Here is a 15978-nt window from a genome sequence, read left to right as displayed (position 1 = left end):
TCCCTTCTACCTTTGAAATTTCTTGATGGTGCCTGCGATTGGATGATCTTCCAGGTGATAGCCCGTCAATTCGTAAACCTGGATTTCTTCTAAAAATTCTAATTTTCTTAAGATCGTATCATTTTTTAATTGTGAAAGGAGCTTCCCTTCACTTGCTGGGATGTACACATGATAAGATGTCATATAATTTTTCACGATTTCTTCTATTCTTAATAAAAGCTGACCTCGATCTTCTTCGTTCAAGGCACTGATCATGATATGATCCCATTCACTACCCGGAACAAAGTCAGGGTCCACCACATCCCGCTTGTTGTATACCGTTAACTGAGGAAGTCCGTTCATATCTAAGTCTTCCAATAATGACTGAACGGTCTTTTCATGCTGACTGTAATCTGGATTTGAACTATCCACTATATGTAGAAGCAGGTCCGCTTCCTTCACCTCTTCCAGGGTAGAACGAAATGCCGCTACTAATGTAGTAGGGAGATCCTGAATAAATCCGACAGTATCCGTAAGTAATGTTGAGTACCCACTGGGCAAGGGCATTTTTCTTGTCATCGGGTCCAATGTAGCGAAAAGTTGATTCTCTTCATAAGAATCTGCTAATGAAATTCGATTAAACAAAGTCGATTTCCCAGCGTTTGTATAACCTACCAGTGCAATTTGAAATGCTTTGTTACGCTTTCTTCGTTCACGATACCTTTCTCTATGCTCAACAATGGTTTGTAATTGTTTCTTAATATCATCAATTCTGCGATGAATGTGACGACGATCACTTTCGAGTTTTGTCTCACCAGGTCCTCTTGTACCAATCCCTCCTCCCAATCTGGAGAGAGATGCTCCCTGTCCGATTAATCTTGGAAGTAAGTATTGAAGTTGTGCAAGCTCTACTTGTAATTTCCCTTCTCTTGAACGGGCGCGCCCAGCGAAAATATCCAGGATCAGTTGAGTTCGATCGATCACCCTTGCATGTAAATCTTTCGATAAGTTTCGCAATTGACTCGGAGATAGTTCATCATTAAATATGATGATATCCGGTTCAAATTGTTCTTCCAACAGGACCAGCTCTTCTACTTTTCCTTTCCCGATATAAGTGCCAGGATGAACTCGGTCCCTTTTTTGAGTGAGAGCAGCGACGACTTGACCATGAGCGGTTTGAGTCAGTTCTTCAAGCTCCGCTAAACTATATTGAAAACGCAAGTCATCTTCTTCCAGTTGACACCCAACCAGAATGACTTTTTCCTTCATTTCACTCTTCAATAAACATCCTTCTTTCTGTACATATCATATTCATCTTCATCATAACAAATCCGTCTCGTAAACTCTATGTTAAAAGCAGTGAAAAGTGGTTGCAATTAAGTGCAGACGTGTTAAAATCAGTATGTTTGAATTTACGAAATCACACTCATTCAAGAATCTACATAATGGCATGTAGCATATTGTAATAGGGTTAGGAGGAATGTGTATGACGTGGGAAGTTTTGAGTATTATAGGTACCATTGCTTTTGCTATTTCAGGAGCTATCATTGCCATGGAAGAGGAATACGATATCCTCGGTGTATATATATTAGGAATTGTCACAGCATTCGGTGGAGGGGCTATTCGGAATTTACTGATTGGCGTCCCTGTTTCCGCTCTATGGGAGCAAGGCATGTTGTTTCAGATTGCCCTGCTTTCAATAACAGCTGTCTTTCTTTTCCCTAATAATCTCCTTAAACACTGGAGAAAATGGGGGAATTTCTTTGATGCCATAGGTCTTTCAGCTTTTGCTATCCAAGGAGCACTGTATGCTTCTGAAATGAATCATCCAATAAGCGCTATTATTGTAGCAGCTGTGCTGACAGGGAGCGGGGGTGGAATCATTCGTGATCTCCTTGCCGGTCGTAAACCATTAGTGCTTCGTTCAGAAATTTATGCTGTGTGGGCAGTCCTGTGTGGAGCAGCAATCGGGCTCGGGATAGTCCATTCAGCATTTGAACTCTACTCTTTATTCGTGATCACAACAACATTACGTGTTCTATCCTATTTATATAAATGGAGGTTACCGAATAGGAGTTTACGAGCACATGTATAATGAAAAAATGCATTCACTTATGAATGCATTTTTTCATAGATTTTTATAATACTAGATGTTTACTAAGTATAGTCATTCAGATGACCCTTTGTTAAACACTAAATCATTGCTGCGGATGGTTAATAAATCATGTCGATCATAACAATTTTCCATTAGCAGCCGCATGGCCTGAGCACGAATTGACTTCTCTAAAACATTTCGTACATACCTGCCATTTGAAAATGCCATAGGAGATAGATTATTTTTTGCTGAGTGAAGATGTTCCCGAATCTTTCTTTCTGCATCATGACTTAATAAATATTCTTTATCTTCTAACATCCTTCTGCCGATTTCCATCAGCTGATCAACTGAATAATCAGGAAAGTGAAATACGAGAGGAAATCGTGATTGGAGGCCGGGATTCAAGGTAAGAAAGTGATCCATTTCCCTCGAGTATCCAGCCAGGATCAAGATGAATTCATGCTGCTTATCTTCCATATGTTTGACAAGTGTATCAATGGCTTCTTTCCCGAAATCCTTCTCTCCTCCTCTGCCTAGTGAATACGCTTCATCGATAAACAAAATTCCTCCTAAGGCTTTTTTGACAAGGTCTCTTGTTTTCTGAGCTGTGTGACCAATATATTCACCAACCAGATCAGCTCTCTCTGCTTCAATTAAATGTCCTTTAGAAAGTACATTCATTTTCAAGAATAGTTTTCCAATAATCCTTGCGACAGTAGTCTTTCCTGTACCGGGATTTCCTTTGAACATCATATGAAGGGCTTGTTTTCCCGCTTTCAACCCGATTGTTTCCCGTTTCTTATTAACATATATCCAAGCATAGATTTCTTTCACCATTTTCTTCATTTCTTCCATTCCGACTAGAGATCCAAGTTCTTCTTCTATTTCTTTTAACGCGACATGCTCTTGAGGGAGCGACTGAGGAACGGAATCATGCCTTAACGTATCTTTTACTGAACTCCGTTTTTGAGAATTCAATACAATGCTGATTTGACCATTATTTTTCATTCTCATTGGTTGATCCAATGGATTCACCTCACCATTCTTAAGACAGTATACGCTCCTGAAGATTTTAGGGTGACAAACGCCTATATTTCACCTGGTTTTTTCGACAAATTAGAAGAATTCCGTCTATTCCTGCGCTTTCCCGAGAAATAAAAAGAAATACGGAGTGTTTTGCTTCGTTTATTTTTCATAACGGTTCAGCATATTCATTAACTATTGAAAACTAAATTGGGACATTATAAGTGAGGGACATAAAAAAAGCCTCTCTTATCATCCTATTCAATTACTTTTCGTTTCATTAATTAATTCTTGCAATCCTGAATCAGATACATTATCAGTATGATAAATCATACTGATAAAGACTACAAAAAAAGCTGCCCATTGAGGCAGCTTTCGCAGTTTTTAATATTAATTGCTTTGTTCTTCAAAATTTATTTGGACATTACGCTGTGGAGCGAATGTTGAAATGGCATGCTTATATACAAGCTGCTGTTTTCCTTCGCATTCAAACAGCACTGTAAAGTTATCAAAACCTTTCACTTGTCCACGGATTTGGAATCCATTCAATAAAAATACCGTACATAGTGAACTCTCTTTTCTCAATTGATTAAGGAATTGATCTTGGATATTAATGGATTGTTTCATGGTTAGTCCTCCTCTTCTATCTCTACATTACTTATTCGACTTTAACTGTAGCTTTCCTGCAATAAATTCTGAAATATCCTCAATATTTTTGGTGCGCTGACTCTCATTTGTCATATCGAACCAGGTAACATCCATTTTATTTCTGAACCATGTAAGTTGGCGCTTTGCATATCTTCTTGAATTTTGCTTTAGGCTTTCTATTGCCCGTTCCAAGCTGACTGTGCCATCAAAGTAATCGTAAAGTTCTTTGTACCCAATGGCTTGAACAGACTGAACATTTCTTATTCCTTCATCGTATAATTCTTTTACTTCTTCTAATAAACCTTGTTTCATCATCAGATCAACACGAAGGTTTATTCTTCCATAAAGTTTTTCCCGATCCATGGTTAACCCAATAAAAGCCACTTCGTACTGCATCTCCTGGGATTGCTCTTGTTGATACTCAGACATTGTCTTGCCAGTACAATGATAGATCTCCAATGCACGAATGACTCGTCGAGTATTATTCCGGTGTATATTCCCTGCTGATACGGGATCCACAGATACTAATCGATCATGAAGCCACTCGGAACCATTTTTCTCAAGGCTTGCTTCTAAATCCTCACGATAGTCTTCATCACCTGGAGTTTCAGTGAATTGATAATCGTATAATACCGACTGAATATAAAGCCCTGTTCCCCCTACTATAAGAGGGACTTTTCCACGTGAGTGAATCTCAGAAATTTTCTTTCGGACAAGTTGCTGAAATTCTGCTACAGAAAAGGATTCACTGGGATCTTTAATATCAAGCAGATGATGTGGGACACCTTCCATCTCTTCAGGTGTGATTTTCGCGGTACCGATATCCATTTTTTTATAAATCTGCATGGAGTCACCACTTATGATTTCGCCATTATACCTCTTGGCAAGTTCTATACTTGTATTGGTTTTACCTACAGCAGTCGGACCAATAAGAACGATCACTTTCTCTTTTTCAATTCTTGTCATACGTTCACTGCTTTCTATGTAAATGTTTCGTTACATATTATCGTACCATAATAATAGATGTTGTTGAATCACATCTTGCCAGTATACCCAATTCTTTTATGAATATTCAATATTAGAAGCTATTTTCCTCCCTTCTTCTTAGAAGTGAATGTACCCATTTCTAAAAGGGATAAACCTCATCGATATTAAACTCTCATACTATAAACAGCCTGGAGAGGGTCTTCAGGCTGTTTATAGATGTTAATAACCTTTCTTTTTTTTACCTTTAATGACCAGCTGCTTTAGACTTTAATCTGCTTTTAAAATTAACCTATCCCCATCTCGGTTTGAAATGGATGTTTGATGATATTCACCGTTTTTCCATGCGTCCATTTGATTTTGATACCATTTGCTTTTATAATGACCCGCTTGTCCGGGGCCTACAATATGATAGCCATTGTTCATGTTCTCTGTATCAATAACAAATCTCCATGAAGCACCATGATTGACGATTCCACTCTCATTGTAACTCGCAGCTCCAACCGTCACTCTACTTCCTCCAACCGGCTCGGGATCCCTGTCATTTAAGAACCATTTCAAAACGGAAGAAGCTCCGGATAGTGGATGTTCAAAATATACTCTATGATACAACCCCCACTCCCACACGTCTATTTGAGAGCCATAAGCTTCTTCCAGCTCGTCTAATGCTTGGGTAAGTGAAGTTGTTAGAAATGTCTTGTATCCTCCCCTGTCCAAAAACCACTGAGACTCCTCTCCGTTATGAGCCTTTCGAACGAGTTCATCCACGACACTTTGACGACCTTCAAACAGTTTCATCATATCTTTTGGAATTTCCTTTTTAAATAGGCCAGTGGAAATTTCGTTCATCCATTGATGAAAAACGAGTGGAGCAGCTAATTTTTTATCATCTTTATAGTTCCAGGACTTCAACAGCTCAACAGCTTCTTTTTCTTTAGCTGTTAATGACTCGTTCTCCAAATCTTCAATAAGAATAGGAACCATTTCACGGGCATGTAAATTCATCTGATCCATTTGAAGGTCTTTCATTTCGGAAAGAGTGAGATCCTTTTCCCCTTCTAAATACTCCGATATTCTCATGAACCTATATGGCTGAGCCCAGTGATGACTAATGTGATATGGATAGTCATCTGAAACTACTTTATTATTTGCTGTTGCCAAGAAGCCGGATTCAGGATTGACGACCTTAGGAAGTTCTTCGAATGGTATAAAACCTTCCCACTCATAATCCGGATCCCACCCGGGAACAGGCAGTAGTCCGTCCCCTTTTTTTCTAATTGGGATTTTCCCGTTTGCCTTATACGCAATCGTTCCATCAGCTGAGGCAAAAACGAAATTTTGCGTAGGAACGTGAAAGTCCTTTAAGGCTTCTTCAAATTCATCCCAATCCTTTGCCTTGTTAATGTTAACGATTGCAAGAAGTTCAAGACTTGGATCAAGGGCTGTCCATCTCATTGATAGTACTTTTCCACTTTCATTTTGATGAGCAAATTCTGAAATCACCGGACCATGTCTCGTAATGGTTACTTCATAAGGGATAGTATCACCATCCTTCACTTTAATAGGCTCCTCTATGATTGTTGCCATTTCCCATTTACCATCATAAAGAAATAAGGTCGGATCTTCTTCATTTCGTTTCTCCACATATAAGTCCTGGACGTCAGGTCCTGTGTTCGTAACCCCCCAAGCAATTTGTTCATTATGACCAAGAATGATTCCCGGTATGCCGGCAAAGATGACACCACTGACATTGACTTGTGGTGATTCCAAATGCATCTGATACCAAATGGAAGGAGTTCCTAATGATAGATGGGGATCATCAGCTAGGAGAGGTTTCCCACTTGCTGTTTTCTCACCGCTTACTACCCAGTTATTGCTTCCATTAAACTCAGGGGGAATGACTGCACTCGCAAATGATTGCTCCATATCAAGCTTTACTCCTCCAATATCCGACAGAATGGAAGGAGCGTCTTGAGGGTATGAAGGGAACAGATCATACGCTTTTTCCTTTGGCAAATTCTCCATTGCCCAGTATCTGAATGCCTGCCCTTGCCAGTGTCCTCCTAAATCAAATGCCATATATTTTCCGATGGTCAATGAATCGATCGGTGTCCATTTTTCAGGTTTATAACCAAGGATAGTAAATTCAATTGGCAGCTTCCCCTTTTCTTGCGCTTCATTTATAAAGGAGTTGACTCCATCTGCATACCACTCCAGAAGCTGCTTAGCATCATCAGGATATGCCGCATAAGATACTTCCGCTGCCCTCTGCAACCCAAATGTACGGAAAAATTTGTCCCGATCTACCGCTTTCTCACCAACTACTTCACTCAAACGTCCTGAGGCCTGTCTCCTGCTTAGGTCCATTTGGAATAATCGATCTTGCGCTTGTACATATCCTTGTGCCCTATATAAATCTTTTTCATTTTGGGCCAGAATATGAGGGACACCGTCCTTGTCTCTTGTTACTTCCACATCCTCAGATAGCTCCTCTAATGAAATTGTACCCGATGTAATGGGTAGGGATCTGTCAATGTAATAGTTTACAAATATCAGAATACCAAGCAAGATAAACAGAAGAGACCCTGCCGTCCACAAAGTGATCCTCAGTCGTTTATTTTTTTTCTCCCGTTGTAGCTCTATACCTCCATTCATTCCTTTTCCCCCTGTTTATATAAAGAATTTTCTGAAAATGTTCATATCTTTAATATTAGCCTTTTAAGAGAGGAATTCCTTCAACTAATTAGTGATCTTAGATATTTTCATAGAAATTTAAGCCATAAATAAAAAGCCTTTGACTGAATATCATTACAATCAAAAGCTTTCTTTCCTTACCGGATTTTTGCAATTATTCCGTTATGAACTTTTATATAACCATGCTGCAAAATATCCACTCCATTCTCATATAAATAGAGACCCATTTGTTCAATGGTCATGAGTTCCCTATAAGTGTGGTTCATCACATCAGACATTACTTCATAATAAATTTTGGATTTGAGTTGAGCTCTTGGAGTAGTAAGTACCATGTATCCATTTGGCTTCAAATATTTACGATGCCACTCGACTACTTCTGATTTATACTCATCAGGGAAATGTTCAAGTAGCCCAACACTGAGTACAATGTCAAACTCTTTTCCAAAGGATAGGTGTCGTATATCATCTACAATATACGTTGTTGGAAAGTCATTTTTATAGTAGATTTTATCCGCCCCCGTAGCCGGATTAGGTCCTAAGAAAGGATAGGTGTCAGGAAATTCCTTGTAACGGGTGTCCTTACAGAATGGGTCATAATCGACGAGAACAATTTCACTCCCCGGATACATCGCTGCAAGCTGCATTGCTTCATAGCCTTCAGCAGCACCGAGGAATAAGATTCTAGGCTTCACTGCGTCAAGGTCACCAAATAATGCTCGCTTCCCTCTTGGATCCCACACCCCGTCCTGTATCCGGTGAACATAATTCCATAAATGAAGACGAAGGTGCTCACCCAATGTAGCCGCCGTTTCTTTCACATTCAATTTTAAGGCATTGCTTATAAATCGTTTTCTGCTCTGATTCAACTCCGCAGGAACATCCTTCACAAACCACTCATGAAAGGAGCGATTAAACATTTCCCATGAAGTATGAACGGGAAGAACTTTACCGTTTTCTGATTCCCATTCCTTTTTTTCTTTAGCAAAAGTCGTTACTTCGTAAGGCTTTCCTACATCTTTCCATGAAAGTGTCGACCAATCCCTTACCCCTCTTAATTTTACAAATTTATTAAATTCTCTTTCTGTGAACTGTCTTTTATCTACACGATAAGATGGCTGGAGGTATGTTTCTTCATGAATCACTTCATTATTTGCAGACGTTTCAATTTCGATCATTTTTCACTCTTCCTCCTTCCTAATAAAGCGCTTACAATCTATTACTATATAATTAACGAAAAGTTTGAAAACACCTTCATTAAAAACAGAAAATTTTATTAGTTACCATAATATTATTGTTGTAAACAAATCGCTACCCTCATTTCCTTTAGCGATTATATTTCATTAGGTGCACCACACTTATTAGCACCCTGTTCCTTCTCCAATTAAAATAATGAATTTTTCATAAATACACTATTCATACCATTAAAATATATACTATTTTCTAAGAAATGAAGATGCGAAAAAGTTGCTAGCGTTGTCACAAAACGGCATGATCTCAAATCATACTAAAAACCCACAACTATTGGATGTAGTTTTCCATTTATAATCAACCAGCACAGTCATAAATAGTAGAATTACATAACATATATTAGATTAGAAAAAAGGGGGTGAGATGATGGGAATTTTTCTAGATGGGAGAACAAGTCAAAATGCAAGTTTGGCTAACAGTATATCTGAGCCAATCCTTGTAGGTACCGATTCTTTATTTGGTATAGTTGGATTGGACGTAACAAAGGCAACCGTTGGACAGATAAGAGTCGAGTTCAATGGAACTGTCGCTGTGCAGTTACCGTTAGTTCCACTTGCAACTAGTGTAACTATCACTGTGGTTAGAGGTACACAACAATCAGGATTAACAACAGTATATTCTGCGGAACAACAATTGAGTCTTGAAGTATTGGGTCCTCAGCTTGTTACATTTTCTGGTGCAAACTTTAACGCCCCTAAGCCGGAAAGTGGACCTTTAGTATATAGTGCATTTATAAGCGCCTCAGTTTTAGGGACAATCCGAGTTGGTCCTGAAAGCTTTAGTGCTATTGCAACAGCTGGATGATAATTATTAATCGGACAACCTGTGCCTCACCTTTATTGGATGAGGCATTATGATACTACAAATGATCTATTCAGCATTATCTTCTCAACTTTCCCCGTTATGATTCAACAACAATTGGAAATACTGTGAATTTTTCATGAAGACAAAAGCCGATGGATAGCAGTATTCCATCGGCTCTTTTTACATTATTCGTTTAAACATCTTTTCCATTTCATAAGTTGAATAGTGGATAATAATAGGTCTCCCGTGTGGACAGGTAAATGGGTCACTGGTTCTTCTCAGTTCGTCCAATAAAGCTTGCATGTCTTCATTGCGCAAATGATGGTTCGCCTTGATTGAACCTTTGCAACTCATCATAATAGCCGCTTCTTCCCGGAGTTTTTTGATATCAACCCGGTTCATTTTCAACACCTGTTCGATCATATCTTCGATGGTTTGCTGTTCTTCCCCTTTTGGAAACCATTGAGGATGAGCCCGGACAATAAAGCTATTGTAGCCGAACTCTTCCAGAAACACACCGACTTCTTCCAGAAGTTGCCGGTATTCATTAATTCTAATATACTCGTCTGTAGAAAATTCAAGGGTAAGTGGGACCAGGAGTTCTTGGAGCTCTTTCGCAACCTCCCCAACTTTTTCTTTAAAGAACTCATATTTTATTCGTTCTTGAGCTGCATGTTGATCAATGATATATAGGCCGCGATCATTTTGGGCAAAGATATAAGCACCGTGCATTTGGCCAACAGGGTAAAGTGGAGGAACTCTAGGAGAGTGACCTTTCTCATCGAATACTTCTTCCACATTTGTATCCTGGAATTCCACATCTTCCTGAAGTGTGTGCGTTAAGTCCGGAACTGCTGGTTCATCTGAAACAGGAATTTTTGCCTTGTGGGATTCGCTTTTTTGTGGTTCTGTCCCATAAAGTTTTTCCAACTCTTCTTTAGGAAGCAACCGTTCACGAACCGCATCTACGAATCCCGCCCTTTCCTCCTTCTCCTGAGTTTTAGCCGAATGGTCCAGATTCATAAACGTTTGCTCTGATTTCGGCTGTACAATCTTCGGTGCCACGGATCCTGAAGGAATCAATTCTTTTCCTTTAAACACCCTTTTGATTCCTTCAGTAACTAATGTATTTAATTCACTTTCTTTACTTATGCGGACCTCCATCTTGGAAGGATGTACATTCACATCTACCAGGATGGGATCCATTTCTATGCTAAGAAGGACGATGGGGTGACGACCAATTGGAAGAAGGGTGTGATACCCCTCGCCGATTGCTTTCGCCAAAGCATAGTTTTTTATAAAACGCCCATTGATCATCGTTGAAATATAATTTCTGGAAGCGCGTGTAACCTCAGGGAGGGAGATAAATCCCTTAACCTCGAAATCAAGTGAGCTCACTTCAATCGGAACCATCTTCTTGGCTATTCCGACCCCATAGATAGCTGCCAGAACCTGCAGGACATCTCCATTACCATTGGTGTGTAATAAAGCTTTACCGTTGTGCAAAAGCTTGATTGAAACGTTAGGATGAGCCAGTGCAATCCGGTTCACCACATCAGTAATGTTTCCCAGCTCAGTATGAATAGTTTTCATGTATTTTAATCGTGCTGGTGTATTGAAGAACAATTGTGAAACTGTGATATCTGTGCCTTTTCTTGACGACGTTTTTTCAAATGAGTTGATATCTCCACCTTCAAGTTCTATATACGTACCCGGACCATCTCCCGTACTCGTTTTAAGTACAAAATGGGAAACGGAAGCAATACTGGGCAGGGCTTCTCCCCTAAATCCCAATGTCCGGATACGGAATAGATCATTTTCGTTTTTGATTTTACTGGTTGCATGTCGTTTGAAAGCTGTTATCACATCATCCTCTTCGATTCCGTCCCCATTATCAATGATACGAATCGAATGCAAGCCTGCTTCTTCAATATGAATTTCAATCACGGATCCGCCTGCATCTATGCTGTTTTCAAGGAGCTCCTTCACGACAGAAGCCGGTCTTTCCACAACTTCACCTGCGGCAATTTTATTAGAGAGCGAATCATCAAGCTGAAATATTTTCATCACAGTTTCACCTCCTTTAATTTTTTAACTTTTTTTGGATGCCGTAGAGGGTGTTCATTGCATCCAATGGAGTCATCTCCAGGATATCGAGCTTTTTAAGCTCATCTAAACATTTCTTTTCTTTAGAAGTAAGATTTTCTTTTTTCCCTTTTTTCTCAGCAGCAAAAAAGGACAGCTGGGCAAGATCTTCTTCATTTGGTTCGTGTTTCTCAACAGCTGATTCCCTCGCAACAGCCACTTCTCTGACTTCTCTGTAGTGAGAAGGCTCATCCTTACGCTCAAGCTCAAGCAGGATTTCGTTCGCTCTTTCAATCAGGGCTTTAGGTAGCTCTGCAAGCTCGGCAACATGAATTCCATAACTTTTGTCAGCTGCTCCTTCCTTGATTTTATGCAAGAAAACGAGCTTTCCGTTTTGTTCCATGGCACTTACATGCACGTTTTTCACCTTTTGTAATTCTTCTTCGAGAACCGTCAGCTCATGATAGTGAGTGGAGAATAAGGTTTTTGCCCCTATATGTTCATGAATGTATTCAATTATCGCTTGGGCCAATGCCATGCCGTCATAAGTGGAAGTACCACGTCCAATTTCATCAAATAATATTAAACTTTGCTGAGTCGCGTTGATGATCGCATTTTTCGCCTCTAACATCTCCACCATGAAAGTACTTTGACCTGAAATCAGATCATCCGCTGCCCCAATTCGCGTAAATACTTGATCAAAGATTGGCAGGTTTGCTTCACTGGCAGGAACATAACACCCAATTTGAGCAAGAATACTCGTTAAAGCCACCTGTCTCATATAGGTACTTTTCCCCGACATATTCGGTCCTGTTATAAGAAAGACTTCTTTTTCTTGATCCATATAGCAGTCGTTCGGAACATATTCCTGAGCACCCATCACCTTTTCGACAACCGGATGACGTCCGTCCCTCAACTGGATTATTCTTTCTTCATTAAAGGCAGGGCGGCTATAATGACGCTTTTCACTGACCGTTGCAAAGCATTGGAGAACGTCCAATTCACTTACGAGTTTCGCGAGCTTCTGCAGGCGGGGTATAAATTCTTTCACGCTTTCACGAATCCCAAGGAACAGGTCATATTCCAGATCCACACTTTTTTCATCGGCCTGAAGGATCAGCGCTTCTTTCTCCTTTAACTCAGGGGTGATGAATCGCTCCGCATTTGTTAATGTTTGTTTTCTTTCATAGCGGTCCTCTTCCAGGTGTTGAAGGTTCGCTCTCGTTACTTCGATATAATAGCCAAAGACCCGGTTAAATCCAACTTTAAGGGACCTGATTCCAGTCCTTTCCCTCTCATCACGTTCGAGCTGAGCAATCCAAGACTTCCCGTTTCTACTTGCATCACGGTATTGATCAAGCTCATCATGATACCCATCCCGAATCAGACTTCCCTCTTTAATTGTAAGAGGAGGGTTTTCAACTAAAGCTAGGTCAAGAAGCTCTGTCAGCTCTTTACATGGATCAAGTTTCTTTACGAGATCATCGGTTGCTTCATTTTCCAGTGATCCCACCAGGTGTATTAACACGGGTACTTGCTGAAGTGATTTTTTCAACTGAATCAAATCACGTGCATTCACATTACCGAACGCAACACGTCCCGCCAGCCTCTCCAGGTCATACACTTCCTTTAATCTTTCTCTAAGGTCCTGCCTCTCAAAGAAGCGCTCCAATAGCACTTCAACAACTGTTTGACGCCTTTCAATGTCCTGTTTATGAATAAGTGGTCGATCGATCCATTGCTTAAGTAACCGGGCTCCCATAGCCGTCATCGTTTCATCTAATAGCCAAAGAAGCGAACCTTTCTTTCCTTTTGATCGGATTGTTTCCGTCAACTCCAGATTTCGCTTTGAATAGTAATCCATTTTCATAAATTGATGCAGCTGATATGTCTCAACTACTTGTAAATGATCCAGGCTTCTCTTCTGTGTACGGAAGAGGTAGTGAAAAAGGATGGAGGAAGCTTTTATTAGTTTATCTTGTTTCAAAGGGGCAACGAGATGAGCAAAATCTCCTCCGCCGTCAGCTCCTTTCTCATATGACAAGGTAACATCGTTTCGCTCTTTAATCTTTCCTTGTACCGTTTCATTAAGATCGGGGTGGATGACGACTTCCTTCGCACCAATCGTAGATAATTCATTCAACAATGCTTGAAGACCATCTGTGACCAAAGTCACTTTTGTTTCCCCTGTTGTTAAGTCACTATAAGAAAGTCCATATGTTTCATCATTAAAATCAGTAACAGCAGCAATATAGTTGTTCTCTTTGTCATTCAGGCCTTTTCCATCCATAACCGTACCGGGTGTAATGAGCTGAACAACTTCTCTCCGCACAACTCCCTTAGCTTGTTTCGGATCTTCGGTTTGTTCACAAATCGCTACTTTAAAGCCTTTATCGATGAGCTGCTCTATGTAGTTAGGAGCAGAGTGATAGGGAACACCACACATGGGAATACGTTCCTTCCCTCCCCCATCTCGGCTTGTTAACGTTATTTCAAGTTCCTGCGATGCGGCAATGGCGTCGTCAAAAAACATTTCATAGAAATCACCTAAACGAAAAAATAAAAAGGCATCTTGGTATTCTGCCTTTACTTGTAAGTATTGTTTTATCATTGGAGTATATTGTGTCATGGTTTCATTCAAACCTTTCCAAGTAAATCTACTAATCTCGACTATTCATTATATCACACGTGAAAGGGATGGAGCATGTAGTAGATTGAGGAAACCGGATCTGTTCAACTCAAAATTAGTGTGTACATCTCCTTTCCTCATAAAAAAATCCGCTTCCCGAATGAGGAGCGAATCGATGTCTTGTTTATTCGGATTGTTTTGCTATACTTGACTCATCCTCCAAACAGCTGGTGTTTTTTGGCTTAAACTTTAAAAAGTATTTATATGATAAGAAACCAATCAACAGTATAGCCCCTCCAGTGAGAATGTAGGTTTGTATGTTACTCATCAAAGACTGTACATATTTGAGATTTCCATTCTTGCCGACTATTAACATCGTGAGGATAATTGGAAAGATTCCGATGAACGTTAATCCTCCAAATGTCCATTTGTTCACTTTACTAATACCTGCAACATAAGAAATATAGTTACCAATGCCAAGCGGTCTCGTGATGGCAATACTCCATAATCCACATTTCCGAAACCATTTCTGACCTTTAGCCATTTTCTTCGAGCTGGTTTTTTCTTTGATTTTATCTTTTAATTTATTTCCTATTCCATAAGGGATATAACTACATAATGTATAAACCAAACTGCTTGTTAATGCTAAAATGATCAGCTTCGTCCAAGATGGATCTAAAAGGTAACCATATGTCAGCGTCACGAGGGCTCCCGGAAATGGCAAGGATGACGCTTCAATTGCATTTCCAGCGAATAATCCCCACATTCCAAGTTCCTTAATTAAATTTATTACAAAATCAAACATCGGTGTGTTCCCTCCACGTTTTATTTATATACCCTTTTCCCTATTTTGCATTTTGAAAACGCTCATAAAGAATAAGAATTCATCCACTGGAGGGAAATAGTGTATATTAATGTATCTGAATTGCCCCTTATTCCATATCTTCAAGAAATGCATGACCGTCTATTTTCCATTGATCTTCAAGCGAATTTTTCCGAATGATGAATTGAACGTTATTTTCTTCTTGAGATTGATTGGAACGCATCCATTTCACTCTAACCTTGAGCTTCATCCCAACAAGTGCAGGCGAATCCTCTACAGGAAGTTTCGAACTTTGAATAACATCTATATGTTTCATTCTCATAAGGGTTTCCTTCAAGGATCCATTACTTCCAAACATCACTTGTGAAATTAGCTTTTCATCATGCTGATTGACAGCAATCTCCATAACGCTGATCAACTCATGGGGGTCTAATTTGTATAGAAACTCATCCAGTTTGCCGCCTGCTTTTAAAATCATGATCTTATGGGCTAAATCAGGCGTTGGCGTTTTATGGGTTGTACTTCCATAAAAATGTACGCAGAAATGTCCCGAAAAATTATTTTGGAGAGCACCTGCTCCGTGCGGCATCCCGTTCATTGAGGCAGATATTAATTGATCATCAACTAATACGAGTATTGCACGACGGTCCCAACTCCATTTTCCTCCATAGATGGATTTCATGATTTTCGTGTCTTTTTCTGTAACTGGTTGTACATCCGCATGCTTGCTTCCCGCTCTTCTTTGTACCTTGAAAGAAAGGCCGGATTCTACATCAATGATCGTAAAATACGATTGTATAGGAATGATATCTTCCACTTGATCCCACGGAAGTATTTCTACAGTAAAGCTAGGTATTGCCCCTGCAGGTTTAGCACTGCAGGCAAAAAGTAAAGACACAACCATCATGAACCTGAATAAATAAAGCATGTAAAGACCTCTTTTTTTCCTTAGTTTCTAATCACAGC

Annotated in this window: 12 protein-coding genes; 2 read left to right on the top strand and 10 right to left on the bottom strand. The window is 39.7% G+C overall.

Annotated features, from left to right (window positions below; translation table 11 throughout):
- Nucleotides 1-6: 6 nt before the first annotated feature.
- Nucleotides 7-1248: a GTPase HflX gene (gene hflX, locus F0342_RS08960; RefSeq protein ID WP_149156064.1), complete on the bottom strand. Its 1242-nt coding sequence runs from the start codon at nucleotides 1246-1248 to the stop codon at nucleotides 7-9.
- Nucleotides 1249-1465: 217 nt separating this feature from the next.
- On the opposite strand from hflX, the gene F0342_RS08955 reads away from it, so the two are divergent.
- Entirely contained in the window at nucleotides 1466-2074 is a 609-nt protein-coding gene (locus F0342_RS08955) for a trimeric intracellular cation channel family protein (protein WP_149155616.1), read from the top strand.
- Nucleotides 2075-2146: 72 nt separating this feature from the next.
- Here F0342_RS08955 and spoVK read toward each other — a convergent pair whose 3' ends face one another.
- The 5 genes from spoVK to F0342_RS08930 form a co-directional block, all read right to left on the bottom strand.
- Nucleotides 2147-3100 carry a stage V sporulation protein K gene (gene spoVK / locus F0342_RS08950; protein ID WP_149155615.1) on the bottom strand — a complete coding sequence of 318 codons (954 nt, stop codon included), beginning with the start codon at nucleotides 3098-3100 and terminating at the stop codon, nucleotides 2147-2149.
- A gap of 387 nt (nucleotides 3101-3487) precedes the next feature.
- A complete protein-coding gene (hfq, locus tag F0342_RS08945; RefSeq protein WP_113968114.1) occupies nucleotides 3488-3724 on the bottom strand; it encodes an RNA chaperone Hfq in 237 nt (78 codons plus the stop codon).
- Between the two features lie 27 nt (nucleotides 3725-3751).
- On the bottom strand, nucleotides 3752-4711 hold the full coding sequence (gene miaA / locus F0342_RS08940; RefSeq protein WP_149155614.1) for a tRNA (adenosine(37)-N6)-dimethylallyltransferase MiaA: 960 nt from the start codon (nucleotides 4709-4711) through the stop codon (nucleotides 3752-3754).
- Between the two features lie 288 nt (nucleotides 4712-4999).
- Complete coding sequence (locus F0342_RS08935) at nucleotides 5000-7384, bottom strand: penicillin acylase family protein (protein ID WP_395940670.1); 2385 nt, start codon at nucleotides 7382-7384, stop codon at nucleotides 5000-5002.
- A 176-nt stretch (nucleotides 7385-7560) separates the two neighbouring features.
- The gene (locus tag F0342_RS08930) at nucleotides 7561-8598 is read right to left on the bottom strand and encodes a class I SAM-dependent methyltransferase (protein ID WP_149155613.1); all 1038 of its coding nucleotides are present in this window, start codon (nucleotides 8596-8598) and stop codon (nucleotides 7561-7563) included.
- A 439-nt stretch (nucleotides 8599-9037) separates the two neighbouring features.
- Here F0342_RS08930 and F0342_RS08925 point away from each other — a divergent pair, with 439 nt between their 5' ends.
- Nucleotides 9038-9475, top strand: coding sequence for a hypothetical protein (locus F0342_RS08925; protein ID WP_149155612.1), 438 nt, complete (start codon nucleotides 9038-9040; stop codon nucleotides 9473-9475).
- A gap of 180 nt (nucleotides 9476-9655) precedes the next feature.
- Here the strand turns inward: F0342_RS08925 and mutL are convergent, their stop codons facing one another.
- From mutL to F0342_RS08905, 4 genes are all read right to left on the bottom strand, one after another.
- Nucleotides 9656-11545: a DNA mismatch repair endonuclease MutL gene (mutL, locus tag F0342_RS08920; RefSeq protein ID WP_149155611.1), complete on the bottom strand. Its 1890-nt coding sequence runs from the start codon at nucleotides 11543-11545 to the stop codon at nucleotides 9656-9658.
- 13 nt (nucleotides 11546-11558) lie between these two features.
- Nucleotides 11559-14189, bottom strand: coding sequence for a DNA mismatch repair protein MutS (mutS, locus tag F0342_RS08915; RefSeq protein ID WP_149155610.1), 2631 nt, complete (start codon nucleotides 14187-14189; stop codon nucleotides 11559-11561).
- Nucleotides 14190-14373: 184 nt separating this feature from the next.
- Nucleotides 14374-14994 carry a DedA family protein gene (locus tag F0342_RS08910; RefSeq protein ID WP_149155609.1) on the bottom strand — a complete coding sequence of 207 codons (621 nt, stop codon included), beginning with the start codon at nucleotides 14992-14994 and terminating at the stop codon, nucleotides 14374-14376.
- Nucleotides 14995-15121: 127 nt separating this feature from the next.
- The gene (locus tag F0342_RS08905) at nucleotides 15122-15940 is read right to left on the bottom strand and encodes a hypothetical protein (protein ID WP_149155608.1); all 819 of its coding nucleotides are present in this window, start codon (nucleotides 15938-15940) and stop codon (nucleotides 15122-15124) included.
- Between the last annotated feature and the right edge of the window lie 38 nt (nucleotides 15941-15978).

The organism is Bacillus sp. CH30_1T (assembly GCF_008364765.1).
Classification (GTDB): Bacteria; Bacillota; Bacilli; order Bacillales; family Bacillaceae_B; genus Rossellomorea.
Note: the sequence above shows the minus strand (reverse complement) of the source record. Positions and strands in the feature narration are given on the sequence as shown.

What these genes read in the sequence shown, in the direction of transcription:
- miaA (WP_149155614.1), bottom strand. Translation starts at nt 4,711, where the DNA reads ATGACAAGAATTGAAAAAGAGAAAGTGATCGTTCTTATTGGTCCGACT.
- hfq (WP_113968114.1), bottom strand. Translation starts at nt 3,724, where the DNA reads ATGAAACAATCCATTAATATCCAAGATCAATTCCTTAATCAATTGAGA.
- F0342_RS08925 (WP_149155612.1), top strand. Translation starts at nt 9,038, where the DNA reads ATGGGAATTTTTCTAGATGGGAGAACAAGTCAAAATGCAAGTTTGGCT.
- hflX (WP_149156064.1), bottom strand. Translation starts at nt 1,248, where the DNA reads ATGAAGGAAAAAGTCATTCTGGTTGGGTGTCAACTGGAAGAAGATGAC.
- F0342_RS08905 (WP_149155608.1), bottom strand. Translation starts at nt 15,940, where the DNA reads ATGCTTTATTTATTCAGGTTCATGATGGTTGTGTCTTTACTTTTTGCC.
- F0342_RS08910 (WP_149155609.1), bottom strand. Translation starts at nt 14,994, where the DNA reads ATGTTTGATTTTGTAATAAATTTAATTAAGGAACTTGGAATGTGGGGA.
- F0342_RS08930 (WP_149155613.1), bottom strand. Translation starts at nt 8,598, where the DNA reads ATGATCGAAATTGAAACGTCTGCAAATAATGAAGTGATTCATGAAGAA.
- mutS (WP_149155610.1), bottom strand. Translation starts at nt 14,189, where the DNA reads ATGACACAATATACTCCAATGATAAAACAATACTTACAAGTAAAGGCA.
- F0342_RS08955 (WP_149155616.1), top strand. Translation starts at nt 1,466, where the DNA reads ATGACGTGGGAAGTTTTGAGTATTATAGGTACCATTGCTTTTGCTATT.
- F0342_RS08935 (WP_395940670.1), bottom strand. Translation starts at nt 7,384, where the DNA reads ATGAATGGAGGTATAGAGCTACAACGGGAGAAAAAAAATAAACGACTG.